We start from the raw sequence: 16712 nt of genomic DNA, 5'->3' as shown, positions 1-16712 counted from the left end.
AGGACGCCGCCGGCATGGCACTCGATCCCCGCACACCGGTGCTGGTGGGCGCGGCCGCGCACACCCAACGCGTGGGCGACCCGTCCGCCGCTGCAGAGGCGATCGTGCTGATGGAACAGGCACTGCTCGCCGCGGCCGACGATGCCGGCTCCCGAGCGCTGCTGGATCGGATCGACGTGATCGCGGTACCCAACGGGACCTGGAGCTACCCCGACCCGGGTCGGCTCCTGGCGGAACGAGTCGGGGCATCCGCTCGGACCGTCCTGGCCGAGGTGGGGGTGCTCCAGCAGACGCTCATCACCCGGGCTGCGTCCGACATCGCCGCCGGACGGGCACGGGTGGTGGCGATCTGCGGCGGCGAGGCGAAGCACCGGGCGCTGCGGGCGGCGATCACCAGCACCGAGGCACCCGAGACCAGCCAGCCCCCTGGGACGGAACCCGACGAGCTGCTCCTGCCGGACGGGGACATCCTCACCGCCACCGAGATCGAACGGGAGCTGGCCGTGCCGGCGCACCAGTACGCGTTGATCGAGAGCGCGCTGCGAGCCGCCGCCTATCGCTCGCCCGCCCAGCACCGGGCCGAGCTCGGCGCGTTGTGGTCCCGGTTCGCGGCGGTGGCGGCGAGCAACCCCCTCGCCTGGAGCCACGACGCCCTCTCCCCGGAGGTCATCGTGACGCCGACCGCGACCAACCGCATGGTGGCCACGCCCTACACGAAGCTGCTCTGCTCGCAGTGGAACGTCGACCAGGCGGCCGCGCTCCTGCTGTGCTCGGTGGAGGTGGCTGGCGCGCTGGGCATCGAGCGCGACCGGTGGGTGTTCCCGCTGGTGGCCGCTGAGTCGAACCTGATGGTGCCGCTTCCGTGCCGGCGTTCGATCGGACGGTGGCCGGCCTTCCGGGCCTGCGCCCGAGCCGCCTTCGAGGCCGCGGGCTGCGGTGTCGACGACGTGGCGCACCTTGACCTGTACAGCTGCTTCCCTGCCGCGGTGCAGGTCCAGGCTGCCGAGCTGGGCCTGAGCCTGGACGACCCCCGGGGCCTGACGGTGACCGGCGGAATGACCTTTGCCGGCGGCCCGCTCAACAACTACGTGTTGCAGGCGATGGTGGCGATGGCGCAGCGGTTGCGCGCCGATCCCCGATCTCGGGGAGCAGTCACCTCGGTGAGCGGCATGCTCACCAAGCCGGCCATCGGTCTGTGGTCGTCCGAGCCACCCCAGGGTCCCTTCCACGCCCGGGACGTCACCGCCGAAGCGGCGGCGGCCACCGAGGTCCTGTCACTCGATCCGGACCTGACCGGCGACGGGGTGATCGTCGCCTGCACCGTGATCCACGACCGGGGCGAGCCGGGTCGGGCCGTGGCCGTGGTCGAAGCCGGTGGGTACCGCTCGGTGGCGGTATCGAGCGACCGCGGCCTCGCAGCTCGGCTCGCGGACCGTGAGTGCTGCGGTGTCGCGGCCCGGCTCGACGCGCCCGGCCAGCTCTCCGTGATCGCCGGCGAGGACGGCGAACACACGCGCCCCGAGACCACACCGTAGGCTCGCGACCGCCGTCGCAGCGGTTGACGAGACCAGGGGGATCCGATGACGCGCGTGCTCGAGGGCATCCGGGTGGTGGAGGTCGACAACTGGGGCTTCGCCCCCTCGGCGGGGACGGTGCTCGCCGACTGGGGCGCGGATGTGATCAAGGTGGAGGATCCGAGGCGGGGCGACCCCCTGCGGGGGATCTTCGGCGCGGTGAGCTTCGCCGAGGGGGCGATGGTCAACTTCCTCCACGAGCAGTGGAACCGCAACAAGCGCTCCGTCGGCATCGACCTGGCCACCGAGGAGGGGCGGGCGCTGCTTGACGACCTCGTGCGTTCCAGCGACGTGTTCCTGACCAACTACCTGCCGCCGCTGCGGCGAAAGTTCCTCCTCGAGCCCGCGGATCTGCGCGCCGTCAACCCGAGCCTGGTGTACGCGCTGGCCACCGGGCAGGGCAGCAAGGGCCCCGACGCCGAGCGTCCCAGCTACGACTACGTGTCGGCCTGGGCCCGGGCCGGGGTGGGTGATCGGCTCACCCCGGAGGGCGGCCCACTCACCGGCCAGCGAGCCGGGTTCGTCGACACCACGGCGGGCAACTTCCTCGCCGGGGCCATCGCGGCCGCGCTGGTCCGCAGGGAACGAACCGGGGAGGGGATCGACGTTGAGGTATCCCTGCTGGCGTCGGGCGCCTGGATGATCGGCCCGGACATCGCCAACTTCCTCACCAACGGCTTCGAGCTGCCCCGTAGCGGACCCGACGGGCGCGGCGCCGGCCCGCTCATGACCTGGTATGAGTGCCAGGACGGCAAGCGGCTGGTCTTCACCATGATGAACCCCGAGGCGTACTGGCCCGCGGTGTGCCGGGCGCTCGAGGTCGACCTGCTCAGCGACCCGCGATTCGACACACCCGAGAAGCGCGCCGCCGCCAGCGACGAGCTGCACGACCTGCTCCGGTCGATCATCGCCACCCGGCCACGGGCCGAGTGGGCCGAGCGGTTCAACGCCGAGGACATCGTGTGGGCTCCGGTGCAACCGCCGTCGGAGTACGTCCACGACGTCCAGGTCCGGGCCAACGGGTACCTCGTGGAGGTGGAGCACCCGGTTCGGGGCACGACCCGGCTGGTGGCCAGCCCAGCGCAGTTCGATGGGGAACCGATCGAGGGGCGCTGGGCTGCGCCGGAGATCGGCCAGCACACCGATGAGGTCCTCGCGGGGATCGGCGTGAACGCCGACCGCATCGACGATCTGCGCGCCCGCGGGGTGGTGGCCTGAGACCGGCGAGCCCTCACGCCATCCGTTCGTGGCGCTCCCAGGCCAGCGCCAGCACCGCGGCTGCCTGGTGCATGGCGTTGAGCTCGTTCGGCGTGGGCCGACCGGTAGCCCGTCGCCACAGCACGAGTGCTCCACGCGCTGGCAGCTCCCCGCTGGCGACGGGCTCCACCCACACGGTGGCGCAGCCCGCAGCCCGGGCCGCGTCGGCCAGCGCTGGCGGCACCTCGTCCAGGTCGGCGGCGAGCTGACGCACACCCGTGCGAACCGCGTGCTCCCACGGTCCCTCCCCGCTCATGTCGGGCAGGTCGTCGTCGCTGCCTGCGACCAGGCGCATGCCCGACGACCCGGCGGCGAGCAGCGCGGCCCGGGCCACCGTCGGGTGACCTTGCATGGCTCGCACGACCCGGGCCGCCACGGTGGCGAACGGGGCGTCGCCCACCAGCGCGGTGATGGCTTCGCTCAACCCCATCGCCGCGGTCTCCGGCGTCAGAAGACACACGATGCCGCGGACCACGGGGTCGTCGAGCTGGTTGATCGCCCACAGGTCGGCCGCCCGGGACTGGCCTCCGGCCGTGACGAACGAGACTCGCAGCGGACCGAGGACGACGTGGCCGAAGTCCCCGGCCATCGCCACGGCCGCCGCATAGGCCCACGCGGTACCCTCGTCCACGAACGAGAGCACGGACTCGCCGACGAGCTCCGAGCGGTCCCGCTCCACGAGCGCCGCCGCCGGCTCGCTGACGAAGCGGACGGTCCCCCCGGCGTCGATCACGAACGCCGCGGCGGGGAGCAGGTCGACCAGCCGCTGCAGGAACTCCGGGTCGCCTCCGGATGCGGGCAGCTCATTCACCCCCGGAGCGTAGGTCACCCTACGCGCTCGTGGTCGTGGATCCCGGGCCCGGAGACCCACGATCCACGACCACGATGTCGAACGAGAGCGAGCCGGAACTCAGCGTGGGCCCCGGCCGAACCCCCGACCGAAGCCGCCCGGTCCGTGACCACCGAGCCCGAACGGTGGAGCGTCACCGTTGCGCAGAGCCTCGAGCATCCGATCAGCCTGCTCCTGGGTGATCTCGCCACTCGCCACCTTCTCAGCGATCCCAGCTTCGGCCACCGCCTGCCGGGCGGCTTTCAGGTCGTCCACCGAGATACCGAGCTGCTCGGCGAGCTTCTGGTCGAACAGCGCCTTGCGCTGCTCGAACTGCTGACGGAGCGCGTCACGCTCCTCCTGGGTGGAGGGCCGATCCTGGGGGCGCTCCGGCTCCCCCAACTCCGCCACGACCGCCTCATGAGCTGCCTCCCGTGCGGACCGGAGCTGATCGACCGAAACGCCGAGCTGGTCCGCCAGGGCCTGATCGAACTGGTCCCGGTGCTCACCCCGATGGCCCCGCCCGCAACCCTTCGGTGAGCTGCTGTCAGGAGCGGAATCCGGAGCGGGGGCCTCCGTGGACGGGGTCTCCGTCGAGGGGGCCTCCGCCGACGGGGACGTGGTCGAGGGGGCCTCCGTGGTCGGGACCTCCGTCGATGTGGTCGATGTCGTGCCGTCCTGGGCGAAGGCGACGGCGCCGGTCACCGCGAGGCCGCCGACCAGTGCGGTACTGACCAGCAGGCTTCGGACCGTGCTGTTCATCGATACCTCCTTGTCTGAGGCGTGGCTCTCACGCTTCGACGCCCATCGTGGCGAGCTGACCTCAGATCTCCGTGAAGGTCAACTAAGAAGCTCCTAAGAACCCGGGAGACCCGTGGGGGCGTTCAATACAGTCACACGGGCATGCCTCGGATCCTGGTGGTCGAAGACGATCCACACCTCCGACATGCCCTGCAGCGCGCCCTCAACCTGGATGGCTACGACGTCGAGGAGGCGAGTGACGGGCTGGCCGGCCTCGAGCGCATCGAGGGGTCCGAGTGGGATGCGGTCGTGCTCGACATGATGATGCCCCACCTGAGCGGCCTCGACGTCTGCCGCCGCCTGCGGGAGCGGGGCAACCGCACCCCGATCCTCATGCTGACCGCGCGGCACGAGACCGCCGATCGGGTCGCAGGCCTCGATGCCGGCGCCGATGACTACCTGGTGAAGCCGTTCGCGCTGGAAGAGCTCCTGGCTCGCCTCCGGGCCCTCATCCGCCGCGCCTCGCCGGTGAACGACGGTGTGATCGAGGTGGGCGACCTGCGCATCGATCGGCGGTCCCGACGAGTGATGCGCGGCGAGCGAGAACTCCTGCTCACCAAGACCGAGTTCGAGCTGCTGTCGCTGCTGGCCGAGCACGCGGGCCAGGTCCTGACCCGTGACCTCATCTTCGAGCGGATCTGGGGGTACTCCTTCGAGACCAGTTCCAACTCGCTCGACGTGTACATCGGGTACCTGCGCCGGAAGACCGAGCAGTACGGGGATCCGCGGCTGATCCACACCGTGCGAGGCGTGGGCTACGTCCTGAGAGCCGGTGGCGAATGACCTTCCGCCGGCGCATCGCCCTGCTCGCCGGTCTGTCGTTCGTGGCCGCGGTCATCGCCTGCTCGGTCGCCGGCTACCTCACGGTGCGTCGGCAGATGGTGGCCCAGATCGACAGTGACCTCCTCCGGCGTGCGACCGACGAGCCGCTGGCCCTGCCGGAGCTGGCCGCGGTCGGTGAGGCCCGGCGCCCGGGGCTGGCCCTCCGTGCGCGACGGGGACAGCCCCTGCCCACCGACGTGCTCTTCCAGGTGGTGCGCGCCGACGGCTCGATCACCACACCACCGACGCAGAGCGACGAGCTCCCGGTGGACGCGACCGACGAGGCCATCGCCACCCGCCCGGACGGCACCACCCGGCTGCGTACCGTCTCCATCGACGGCGAGCGCTACCGGATGGTCACGGCGTCCACCGGCCGGCAGGTGGCGGTGCAGATCGCCCGCCCGCTCCGCGAGGTGGAAGCCACTCTCTCCCGGTTCGCGCTGGCCCTGGTGCTGGTGTCGATCGCCGGGACGGTCCTGGCCGCCGCAGTTGGTTGGTGGGTGGCGCGCCGCTCCGCCCGCCCGGTCGAGCAGCTGACCCGGGCCGCCGAGCACGTGGCCGACACGCTCGAGTTCGACGTTCCTTTGGCCGCGACCCACGACGACGAGATCGGTCGACTGACCGCGAGCATCTCGCGCATGCTGGCCGCGTTGAAGCTCTCCCGCGAGCAGCAGCAACGGCTGGTGGTCGATGCCAGCCACGAGCTGCGGACCCCGCTCACCAGCATCCGGACGAATGTCGACCTGCTCCGGCGCAGCGATCTCGACGACGCCACCCGGACCGAGATCGTCTCCGATATCCGGGCCGAGGTGGAAGAGCTCACGGAGCTGACCGCCGAGCTCGTGCAGCTCGCCACCGACACCCGCCAGGTCGAGCAGGAGGTCGAGGTGGACATGGGAGCCCTCGCCCAGCGGGTGGCCGAGCGGGCCAGCAAGCGAACCGGCCAGAGGGTGACCGTGAGCGGGCCGGGCTGGCTGGCCTGGGGACGCCCGACCATGCTGGAGCGGGCGGTGCAGAACCTGGTCGACAACGCCTGTAAATGGAATCCTCCGGGCGAGTCGATCGAGATCGTGGTCGAGCAGGGATCCCTCTCGGTGCGGGATCACGGCCCTGGCATCCCCCCCGCCGAGCGCGAGCGCATCTTCGAGCGCTTCTATCGCACCGATGCCGCGAGGGCGATGCCTGGTTCCGGCCTGGGACTGGCCATCGTGCGGCAGGTGATCGAGGCCCATGACGGCACGGTCAGCGTCGACGACGCCGTCCCCGGCCCGGGCTCGGTGTTCACGATCCGATTCTGAGCAGGAGCACGGGCCGGATGGTGAGCACGATCCACGCACCAGCCAGGCGAGCGCCGGGGCGCCGGCCGACAGAAGGGGAAGGGGATGGGCCGGCACCCCGACGAGATCCCGTGCGCTGACGCGAGACGGATCCTGCCTCTGCATTTCACGGCACGCTCCCGTCACCCCCTAGGGCCGAAGGTCCCGTGAGCCTCGTCCGAACGACTCCCTTCGCTCGTCCGTAGCCCCGACCATGCCGAGTTGCCGGCCGTCGCCCCGTGTGGCCAGCTAGCGTGCCTGTCCCGGAGCCCGAGGGGAGTGGGATGAACGGGGGCCTGGCACCAGCGAGGACGGTCGAGACGGGTCATCGGCAGATCCGGTGGCGGCAGCACGGGTCGACCGCGCTCGCGGTCTTCGCGACGTTCGCTCTCGTCGCCGCGGTGGTCGTGGCCTGGGTCGACGATGCCATCTTCAATGGCGACGAGTTCGCTCGCCGCACGATCGCCATGCTCGAGTCGAGCACGGTCCGCCACGCCCTGGCGGAGGAGATCACCGACGAGCTGATCGAGGCATCCTCGGTGCTCGTCGAGTTCCGCTCCGTGCTCGTGACCGTGATCGAGGAGGTCACCGCGACGGACGGCTTCCGCGAGATCCTGTTCGACGCCCTGCGCGAGGCCCACCGCATCGTGTTCACCGAGGGCGGGCAGAACTTCTTCCTCAACTTGAGCAACTCGCTCGAGGTGGTCACCTCGACGCTCGAGATCATCAACCCCGAGGTGGCCGAACGCCTCCCGCAGAACACCCAGTCGATCATCGTCGACGTGTCCGACCAGCTCCGAGCTCTCGGTCTGTGGCGGCTCGAACCGGCCCTCCCCCGGGACACGGCGGCGCTCCTGCTGATCGCGATCGGCGCGCTGGCGGGCACGGTCGCGCTCGACCCGCACCGGGCTCGCGGGTTCGTGAAGGCGGGGTTCGCGGTGGTCGGTGCGGGCATCGTGGTCGTGGGCATCACCACGCTCGTGCCGATCGCGGCCGGCGACGCCTTCCGCAACCCGGATCTGTCCCGAGCGGTCGAGGACGGCTCGGCGGCATTCATGGGCGATCTCCACACCTTCGGCTTCTGGCTCGCAGGCTTCGGCGCCGTGGCCATCGCCCTCGCCGCTGCCGTGGCGCCGCAGGGCCAGCCGGTCGATCCGGTGGAGCTGGCCCGGCGGGCCTGGGCCCGGGTCTCCACCCAGCACCAGGCCAGCCCCGGCCTCGAGGTGGCGAAAGGCCTGGCCATCATCGTCGGGGGCCTCCTGGTGGTCGGGCTGCGTGACGCGCTGGTGCCGATGCTGTTGAGCCTCACCGGCGCCTACCTCGTGTACCGAGGGCTGTTCCGGGTGCTCCAGATCACCGGCGCGCGCAGCCGAGCCGATGCTCGGGCCCGCTTCGAGCCCACCGCCGGGCAACGCAAGCTGCTCCGGCAGGGCACGGCCCTCGTCGGGGCGACCGCCGTCGTCATCGGCGTGCTGGGGGTGGGGCTCTACGTGTCGTCCGAGCGGGCACGGGCCCAAGCGCGGGCGTCCACGGAGCTGCGCTGCAACGGCTCGACCGAGCTGTGCGATCGACGCATCGACCAGGTCGCCTTCGCCGGCGCCCACAACGCCATGTCGGCCGCGTCCGATCCCGGTTGGTTGTTCGCCGAGAACCTGTTCGGGATCCCCCAGCAACTCGAGTACGGGATCCGAGCGTTCCTGATCAAGACCCACTACGGGGTGCCGACCGGGGTCAAGGTCGGTGGCGCGGAGATCGTGGTCACGGACAAGGCGGCCGAGACCGCGGCCCGGCCCCGAGCCTCGGAGGAGGAGATCTCACCCGCAGCCGCTGCGAAGGCCCGTGAGATCGCGGCCAACGCCCAGGTGCCGAACGTGGGCAGGCAGGTGTACCTCTGCCACGTCTACTGCGAGCTCGGGGCCACGAAGTTCAGCGACGTGCTGGCCTCGATCAAGCGATTCCTCGCTCGCAACCCCAACGAGGTGATCATCCTCTTCGCCGGCGACTACATCACCACCGAGGACACACAGGCGTCGTTCCAGCAGGCGGGACTGCTCGACCGGCTCTGGCAGTACGACCCCGACCAGCCACTGCCGACGCTCCGGCAGCTGATCGAGTCCAAGCAGAACATCCTCCTCTTCGAGGAGAACTCCGGCCCGCCCCCACCATGGAACGTCCAGGGCTACGGCCTCTGGCAGGACACCCCCTACACGTTCGCCGACCCGAGCCAGTTCAGCTGCGCGCACAATCGGGGCCCGGCGAACGCACCGCTGTTCCAGATCAACCACTGGATCACCAACACCAGACCGCCATCGGTGGAGCAGGCGCGGGAGGTCAACGCCTACGACGTGTTGATGGCCCGGGTGCAGCAGTGCCGAGCAGAGCGCAACCTGTTCCCGAACATCGTCGGGGTGAACTTCTACGACCAGGGAGACCTGCTCCGAGTCGTCGACGAGCTCAACGGGGTCGACTCCGACAGCTGAGCCTGCCGCCACCGCCGCGGCGCTCCAGCCCTGACGAGGGGCTTGCTACCGGGCTCTCGACGGTCGAAGGTGGGTAGCGGTCGTCTCCCCCGCCCGTGAAGGAGGTCCCCATGGATGCAGCCACGACGAGCCCGAGCACGGTCATCCGCCTCGTCGGCGGGCCCCGTGGGGTGGATGGGTGCCTGCTCGACCTGGCGATGAGCCCCCAGGATCGGGCCGACCTCGACGGCGAGCGCTTCGTGCGGGCCCTCTGCGGCTCGACCGTGACGCCGCTGGCCGCCCTGCAGCGGCGATGCACCGACCGCCGCACCGCCGAGCAGCTCGCCGCCAGCTGGCGCGCGGTGGTGTTCCGCGCCGCTGGCCGGCCCCGGCGCCATCGCCCCCGCCCGTTCCGCTACCAGGGCACCTACTCGCTCGAGGCCGTGCGCGACGAGAACGGCCGCTGGGGTCTCGCGGTGGCGGCGCGGCTCAACGGCGCGCCTCCCCCTGCCCCTCCGACCTCGGCCAGCTCCTGGGCCGAGTTGGAATCCCTGGTCGACGAGGCGGCGGCGCGATTCGCCGCGGTCGCCAACCTGCTGCCCGACGGGCCGCTGGCCGAGCGCGCCCGGTCGATACGCAAGGCGGTGGGGACCTGCGTGAGTGACGCGGCGCGCCTGTGCGCGGTCGGCTCCGTCATCGCGCCCGACCCGGAGACCAGCGCAGCCCACGAACAGGTCCGTGCGCTCAGGGCCCGGGTGGAGGCACTCACCGGCACCATCGAGGTGGCGACCGCGCACCTGGTCGGCCTGCACCTCGACGTGGGGGAAGCCGCCGATCCGGTGATCCCGTCCGCATCGCTGGCGCAGGCCTGGGCCGAGATCGGCCATCCCGTCTGATCACCCGGCGCACTCCAGTCCACCCAACACCCCTACGACGCACGGTCGGCCAGACTCACACGATGAGCGGACGTGACCTTGTCGTGCTCGGGACCGCCAGCCAGGTGCCGACCCGATCGCGTAACCACAACGGGTACCTCCTGCGGTGGGACCGCGAGGCCATCCTCTTCGACCCCGGTGAGGGAACCCAGCGCCAGCTCACCTTCGCCGGCGTGTCCGCCGGCCGCATCAACCGGATCTGCCTCACGCACCTGCACGGCGACCACTGCCTCGGGCTGCCCGGGATCCTGCAGAGACTGGCCCTCGACGCGAGCGCGGATGAGATCCCGATCCACTTCCCCGCCAGCGGCTCGCCCTACGTCGAGCGACTCTGCGACGCGAGCATCGGCCGCCGCCAGGCCGTGCGCCTCGATCCCGTGCCCGTGACCGGCGGCCTCATCGAGGAGGGACCGCCGCTGCGCATCACCGCCCTGCCCCTCGACCATCGGGTCGATACGCTCGGGTGGCGACTCGAAGAGCCGGCGAGCAGGCACTTCCTTCGATCCGAACTCGAGGCGCTCGGTCTCGCCGGTCCGGCCGTCGGCGAGCTGGAACGGCGGGGATGGGTCGAACACGATGGGCGCCGGATCAACGTGGACGACGTGAGCGAGATCCGTCGCGGCATGGCCGTGGCGGTGGTCATGGACACCCGGGCCTGCGACAACGCGGTGGCGCTGGCGGAGCGCGCCGACCTGTTGCTGTGCGAGGCGACCTATCTCGAGTCGGAGGTGGACCTGGCGGTCGAGTACGGGCACCTCACGGCTCGGGAGGCCGCGACGATCGCCCGCGAGGCAGGGGTCGGTCAGCTCGTGCTCACCCACCTCTCGTCCCGATACCCGAGCGCGGAGGGCCACCTGCGGGAAGCAGCCGAGGTCTTCCCGGATGTCGTGGTGGCGGAGGACCTCACGATCATCGACATCGTACGGGCCCCCGAGGGGTGAGCCCCGAGGTGCCGGCCGGTCAGCCGGACGTGCCTTCGAGGTGGTCCTTCACGGCCCGGGTCGCGCTCTCGTAGACCGGGGCGAGCAGGGCCACCGCGTCATCGGGACGAACGTCGCAGGCGTAGACCAGCAGCGACCCGTCACCGTCCTCGAGCACGTCGATGGTGGCCAGGTGGTGCTCGGGCACCATCGGTCCCCCGACGATCGTGTACTGGAAGCGGCGCAGGTCGGGGTCGGACAGGACGACCCGCTCCTCGATCTCGATGCCCATCGTCGACACGGTGCGCACCTCACCGTCGAACGTGCAGGCGTCGACGCCCGGGAACCACGTGTCGAGACCGCCGGCGTCGGACACCAGGGCCCAGACCTCGTCGGGTGAGCGGTTGATGCGGGCGTGGTAGCGGATGGAAGCCATGTCGATGTCCTCTCGCCGGATGCGGGCCGGCGGCACTGTAGATCGCCTGGTACGAGTCTGCGATCGTGGGCGCTCAGGCAGGGGCCCGCTCCACCCGACCGTCGGGGTACCGGGCGAAGCGGGTCTCCTCCCGGCCGTGCACCGGATCGTCGGTGGGCCACGGCCACCCGCCGAAGCCCGTGCGCCGGTAGTCCTCCAGCGCCTGCTGCACCCCGGCCCGGTCGTTCATCACGAACGGCCCGTACTGCGCCACCGGTTCCCGGATCGGTCGGCCCTGCAGCACGAGCACCTCCGCCCCGCTGGGCGCGGCGAGCTCGACGGAGACGTCGGGCTGGACGACGGCACCGGTGGCAGGCTCGACCGCCTCCCCTGCCACCGCGAGCGGACCTCCTTCGAACAGGTACAGGGTGCGGGTCGTCTCCGCGGACCCTGCCGGGGGCAGGTCGATACGAGCGCCGGGTTCGAGGTGTACGTGCCAGATGGCCACGTCGCCCTCGGGCCTGGCGGCCCATGAGCGAGGGGGAGGCGGCGGGGGGCGAAGGCCGTACAACGCGCCGGCGATCACGGTGATCTCCGCCCGGCGCCCGGCCTCCTCCACCACGTGGCGCGGGATGTCGTGATCCCACAGCATCGCGAAGTACGGCTCGGCCATCTTGTCCTCGGCGGGCAGGTTCAGCCAGATCTGGAACAGCTCGAGGGTGTTGGGCCCCTCGCGGTCCAGCAGGGGGAACATCTCGGCGTGCACCAGTCCGGAGCCGGCGGTGATCCACTGCACGTCACCGCGGCCGAACCGGGCCGCGGCACCGAGCGAGTCGGCGTGGTCGATCACCCCACGGCGGACGTAGGTGACGGTCTCGAAGCCCCGGTGCGGATGGCCGGGGAATCCCGGGACGACGGTGCCGTGGTACATCCGCCAGCCGTCGATACCCGCGAAGTCCATACCCAGCTCACGTCCCTGCAGCGATGCCGCGGGACCCATCTGCTCGTTCCCCGCGGGGTACTCGTCGAGGTGATGGGCGCAGAACAGGAACGGGTCGAAGGTCCGCCACTGGAAGCCGAGGGGGAACGCGTCGCGCAGCACGCCAGCCATACCCGCCAGGCTACGGGGGAGCCGGTGACAACGGTCAGGAGGCCTGGTGGCGAGCCCCTCCTCGATCGAGAGCGCCCGAATCCCAGCTGCCCGCGGCAACCGCAGGGAGCGGTCTCTAGCCTGGTCGCACGGCAGAAGGAGAGCCCCCGATGACGAACCCGATCCCACCCGGTCTCGAAGACCGCATCACCCCGTATCTCATGATCGACGGCGCCGCCGAGGCGATCGCCTTCTACACCGCGGCGTTCGGTGCCGAGGAGCGCTACCGGCTGCAGATCCCCGACGGCAAGATCGCCCACGCCGAGATCGTGGTCGGCGGCGCCGCCGTCTACCTGGCCGACGCCCCCGACGACATGCCCGGCATCGCGTCGAACCCGAAGAAGTTGGGTGGCACGTCAGTGCTGCTGCACCGCTACGTCGACGACGTGGACGCCGCGGTGGCGCGAGCCGCGGCCGCTGGCGCCACCGTGCTGCGAGAGCCGGAGGACCAGTTCTACGGCGACCGGGCGGGCCTGGTCGAGGATCCGTGGGGGCATCAGTGGATGCTGCACACCCACATCCGTGACGTCACCCCCGAGGAGATGCGACAGGCCATGCAGGAGATGACGGGGGGCTGACCACCGGGCCATCACCGGCCGCGTGAACGGCCGGCATCCGCGAGACTCCGGCCATGACGAGCTTCGAGGGTGTGATCGGTCCGAGCTGGCGGGAGTCCACGCCCTGGTGGCCACCGGAGGTCCGAGCGCCAGCGGGCGCGCCGAACGTGCTGCTGGTGGTGCTCGACGACGTGGGCTTCGCCCAGCTCGGCTGCTACGGCTCGGACATCGCCACCCCGGTCATGGATCGCCTCGCCGCCGGGGGCGTGCGGCTGACCAACTTCCACACCACGTCGCTCTGCTCACCGACCCGAGCGTGCCTGCTGACCGGACGCAACCACCACACGGTGGGCATGGGCCGCATCGCGGACCTCGCCATCGGGTTCCCGGGCCACAACGGGATGATCGGTCGCGAGCACGGCTTCGCCTCCGAGATCCTCGCCGCCAACGGGTACCTGCCGATCGCCGTCGGCAAGTGGCACCTCACCCCCGAGGACCAGACCCACATGGCGGCCGACCGCAGCAGCTGGCCGGTCGGTCGGGGCTTCCAGCGTTGGTACGGCTTCCACGGAGGCGAGACCCACCAGTTCGTCCCCACCCTCTTCGAGGACAACCACTGGGTGCCGCCACCAGCCGGGCCCGAGGACGGCTACCACCTGAGCGAGGACCTCGCCGACCGCACCATCTCGTACCTGGCCGAGTTGCGGTCGGTGGACGCCGACTCCCCGTTCTTCGCCTACCTCGCCTTCGGCGCCTGCCACTCACCCCACCACGCCCCTCCCGAGTGGATCGAGCGCTACCAGGGCCACTTCGACGGCGGCTGGGACCGCTGGCGGGAGGCCACCTTCGCCCGGCAGCTCGAGCTCGGGGTGGTGCCGCCCGGCACCGAGCTCTCTCCGCGTCCGCCGTGGGTGCCCGCCTGGGACGAGCTCGATCCCGAGGACCAGCGGGTCGCCGCGCGGTTCATGGAGTGCTTCGCCGGCTTCCTCAGCCACGCCGACGCCCAGCTCGGCCGGGTGATCGAGTTCATCGAGCAGGGGCTCGGTGAGCTCGAGAACACGATGGTGGTCGTCGTGTCGGACAACGGCGCGTCCTCCGAGGGAGGGCGGAACGGCTCGATCAACGACGCCCGCACGTGGAACGGCGTCCCGGCCGGCCGCAAGGAGCTGCGGGCCCGGCTGGAGGAGATCGGCACCGCCAGCACGCACAACAACTACCCGTGGGGCTGGACCATGGCCGGCAACACCCCCTTCCGCCGTTGGAAGCGGGAAGTCCACGAGGGAGGCATCGCCGATCCCTGCATCGTGTGCTGGCCCCGGGGCCTCGACGCCGAGCCGTCGGCGGTTCGCCACCAGTACGCGCACGCCATCGACGTGCTCCCCACCATCCTCGACGCGATCGGTGTCGACGCCCCGGAGGCCCTCGGTGGGGTCCCGCAGTCGCCGATCGAAGGCCGGAGCTTCCTGCCGGTGCTGCGGGACGGCCAGGCCCCACCGACGCGGACCACCCAGTACTACGAGATGCTGGGCAGCCGGGCCATCTACCACGACGGTTGGAAGGCGGTGACGTTCAAGCCGCTGGGGGGCCTCTACGACGACGGGCTGGACCCCGACGCACCCTTCAACGACGACCGGTGGGAGCTGTACCACGTGGCGGTCGACCCGGCGGAGGTGCACGACCTGGCCGAGGCGGAGCCCGACCGGCTGGCGGATCTGGTGGACCGCTGGTGGGCCGAGGCCGAGGCCCACCAGGTGCTGCCGCTCGACAACCGGCCGCTGGCCGCCCTGGAGGCCCCCCGGCCCAGCCGCATCCGGGAACGGCGGCGCTACGTCTACTTCCCCCACACCGCGCCGGTGCCCGAGGCGGTTTCGGTGCAGGTCCGCAACCGCACCCACGTGATGGTGGTGGAGGTGACCGTGGAGCCTGGGCGTGACCCCAGCGGGGTGCTGCTGGCCCAGGGGTCGGTGCTCGGAGGTTGGACGCTCTACCTGCTCGGCGGCGTGCTGCGCTACGAGCACAACGTGGCCGGCGCGCAACGCCACCGGGTGCTCGGCGACCATCCCCCTCTCCAGCCCGGCCGGCACCGGCTGGGCTTCGAGTACATCAAGACCGCCGAGTTCGCGGGCATCGGCCGGCTCTACGTCGACGACCGGCTCGCTGGTGAGGCCGAACTGCCGTTCACCACCCCGGCCCGGTTCTCGATCGCCGGATCGGGGCTCACCTGCGGCTACGAGGTCGGCCCTGCGGTCTCGCTCGACTACGACGCCCCGTTCCGGTTCACCGGCACCATCCACCGGGCGGTGATCGACGTGGGCGGCGATGCCTACCACGACCTGCGGGCCGAGCTGGCCGCCATCCTTTCCTCCCAGTGAGCTGAAAGCTCAGAGGCTCAGCGCGCCCGCAGCTCGAAGGCCACCGGGAGCTCGGTTGACCAGCCGCGCACCGCTGACGATGCCAGCAGCTCCGGTTCGACCCGGGGTGGGCCGAACCGCTCGACCAGGGCACGCAGCGCCTCCTGGAGTTCGACCCGGGCCAGGCCGGCACCGAGGCAGAAGTGGGGGCCCCAACCGAAGGTGACGTGGTCCGAGGCGTTGGACCGACAGATGTCGAAGCGCCACGGCTCGGCGAACTGGGCAGGGTCGTGGTTGGCGGTGACGAAGGAGACCATGAGCCGGTCGCCGGGCGCCAGCTCGAGCTCGCGGTGGCTCGCCGGCTCGATCACCAGCCTGGAGAGGCCCGGCACGATCGGCCGGTGGCGCAGCACCTCCTCGACCGCCGCGGGGATGAGCGCCTGGTCGCGCTCCACCCGCTCCCACAGCTCCGGGTGCTCGGCGAACGCCAGGATCAGCTCCACGAGCTGCTGCTTGGTGGTCTCCGATCCGGCGAACACGAAGCCGGTGATCACGGCGATGACGTCGGTGTCGCCGAGCCGGTCACCGTCGAGGTCCACCTCCAGCAGGTGGGTGACGAGGTCATCGGCTGGCGCGCGCCGACGCTGCTCGATGAGCGCCCGGGCGTAGTCGCGCATCGACGCCGCCGTCTCCTCGACCGCCGCGAGGTCATCGGGGGCCAGGGGGGGCATGAACGCCCGAGCGATGACGGTCGCCCAACGAGCCAGCCGGTCGGCGTCCTCGACGGGCAGACCGAACAGCACCGCGAACACCTCCGGTGGCAGGGGCGCGGCGAAGGACCCCACGAACTCGCACTCGCCTCCTGCCTCGGCGATACCGCCGGCGAGACGGTCGGCGGTCGCTGCCGCGACCGGGCGGAGGCGCTCGACCTGCCGTGGGGTGAACGCGGCGGACAACAGGGCCCGGAACCGGCAATGCTCCTCGCCGTCGCGGCCGAACAGCGGGGTGAACTGGGCGGCGGTCTCCGGCGAGATGCCACCGGCCACCATGTCCTCCACGAACGACCGGGCTGACAGGCGCCGGTCGCGCAGCACCTCGCGCACCCCGTCCATGCTCAGCACGAACGGCACCGGCTGGCCGTGCGCGTCGACCCCCTTCGCGTACCAGTAGGACTCGGCGAGCCGCCGCAGCTCGTCCTCGGGGTCGGCGAGGTACGCGTCCACGTCCAGCGTCGCCGGCGTCGGGTCATCGGCGTGCACCGGCGACACCGTAGCGATCGGTGGTCACTCCCGCGTCACGACGGGCGGCTACACCGGTGACGAACAC

At 71.3% G+C, this 16712-nt stretch carries 14 protein-coding genes; 9 read left to right on the top strand and 5 right to left on the bottom strand.

Going from position 1 to position 16712, the window contains the following annotated elements:
* Positions 1-14: 14 nt before the first annotated feature.
* Both V7004_RS00510 and V7004_RS00505 read left to right on the top strand, forming a co-directional pair.
* Complete coding sequence (locus V7004_RS00510; RefSeq protein ID WP_334141104.1) at positions 15-1535, top strand: hypothetical protein; 1521 nt, start codon at positions 15-17, stop codon at positions 1533-1535.
* A gap of 45 nt (positions 1536-1580) precedes the next feature.
* On the top strand, positions 1581-2792 hold the full coding sequence (locus V7004_RS00505) for a CaiB/BaiF CoA transferase family protein (RefSeq protein WP_334141103.1): 1212 nt from the start codon (positions 1581-1583) through the stop codon (positions 2790-2792).
* Positions 2793-2805: 13 nt separating this feature from the next.
* Here V7004_RS00505 and V7004_RS00500 read toward each other — a convergent pair whose 3' ends face one another.
* Both V7004_RS00500 and V7004_RS00495 read right to left on the bottom strand, forming a co-directional pair.
* Positions 2806-3642 (bottom strand): PAS domain-containing protein, encoded by an 837-nt coding sequence (locus V7004_RS00500; protein WP_334141101.1) that lies wholly within the window; start codon positions 3640-3642, stop codon positions 2806-2808.
* A gap of 99 nt (positions 3643-3741) precedes the next feature.
* Positions 3742-4422 (bottom strand): hypothetical protein, encoded by a 681-nt coding sequence (locus V7004_RS00495; protein ID WP_334141099.1) that lies wholly within the window; start codon positions 4420-4422, stop codon positions 3742-3744.
* A gap of 141 nt (positions 4423-4563) precedes the next feature.
* On the opposite strand from V7004_RS00495, the gene V7004_RS00490 reads away from it, so the two are divergent.
* From V7004_RS00490 to V7004_RS00470, 5 genes are all read left to right on the top strand, one after another.
* Positions 4564-5244 (top strand): response regulator transcription factor, encoded by a 681-nt coding sequence (locus tag V7004_RS00490; protein WP_334141097.1) that lies wholly within the window; start codon positions 4564-4566, stop codon positions 5242-5244.
* Entirely contained in the window at positions 5241-6581 is a 1341-nt protein-coding gene (locus V7004_RS00485) for a sensor histidine kinase (protein ID WP_334141096.1), read from the top strand. The genes V7004_RS00490 and V7004_RS00485 overlap by 4 nt, the downstream gene beginning before the upstream one ends.
* Before the next feature lie 302 nt (positions 6582-6883).
* The gene (locus V7004_RS00480) at positions 6884-9079 is read left to right on the top strand and encodes a hypothetical protein (RefSeq protein ID WP_334141094.1); all 2196 of its coding nucleotides are present in this window, start codon (positions 6884-6886) and stop codon (positions 9077-9079) included.
* A gap of 110 nt (positions 9080-9189) precedes the next feature.
* Positions 9190-9954, top strand: coding sequence for a hypothetical protein (locus tag V7004_RS00475; protein WP_334141093.1), 765 nt, complete (start codon positions 9190-9192; stop codon positions 9952-9954).
* Positions 9955-10016: 62 nt separating this feature from the next.
* The gene (locus V7004_RS00470; RefSeq protein ID WP_334141092.1) at positions 10017-10934 is read left to right on the top strand and encodes a ribonuclease Z; all 918 of its coding nucleotides are present in this window, start codon (positions 10017-10019) and stop codon (positions 10932-10934) included.
* A gap of 19 nt (positions 10935-10953) precedes the next feature.
* Here V7004_RS00470 and V7004_RS00465 read toward each other — a convergent pair whose 3' ends face one another.
* Positions 10954-11349, bottom strand: a complete 396-nt coding sequence (locus V7004_RS00465) for an SRPBCC family protein (RefSeq protein ID WP_334141091.1) — start codon at positions 11347-11349, stop codon at positions 10954-10956.
* 73 nt (positions 11350-11422) lie between these two features.
* Entirely contained in the window at positions 11423-12439 is a 1017-nt protein-coding gene (locus V7004_RS00460; RefSeq protein WP_334141089.1) for a pirin family protein, read from the bottom strand.
* 149 nt (positions 12440-12588) lie between these two features.
* On the opposite strand from V7004_RS00460, the gene V7004_RS00455 reads away from it, so the two are divergent.
* Entirely contained in the window at positions 12589-13056 is a 468-nt protein-coding gene (locus V7004_RS00455) for a VOC family protein (protein ID WP_334141088.1), read from the top strand.
* 53 nt (positions 13057-13109) lie between these two features.
* A complete protein-coding gene (locus V7004_RS00450; protein ID WP_334141086.1) occupies positions 13110-15407 on the top strand; it encodes an arylsulfatase in 2298 nt (765 codons plus the stop codon).
* A gap of 17 nt (positions 15408-15424) precedes the next feature.
* Here V7004_RS00450 and V7004_RS00445 read toward each other — a convergent pair whose 3' ends face one another.
* Positions 15425-16645, bottom strand: coding sequence for a cytochrome P450 (locus V7004_RS00445; protein ID WP_334141084.1), 1221 nt, complete (start codon positions 16643-16645; stop codon positions 15425-15427).
* Positions 16646-16712: the final 67 nt, after the last annotated feature.

The organism is Rhabdothermincola sp. (assembly GCF_036846205.1).
GTDB lineage: Bacteria > Actinomycetota > Acidimicrobiia > Acidimicrobiales > Acidimicrobilacustridaceae > Rhabdothermincola.
Note: the sequence above shows the minus strand (reverse complement) of the source record. Positions and strands in the feature narration are given on the sequence as shown.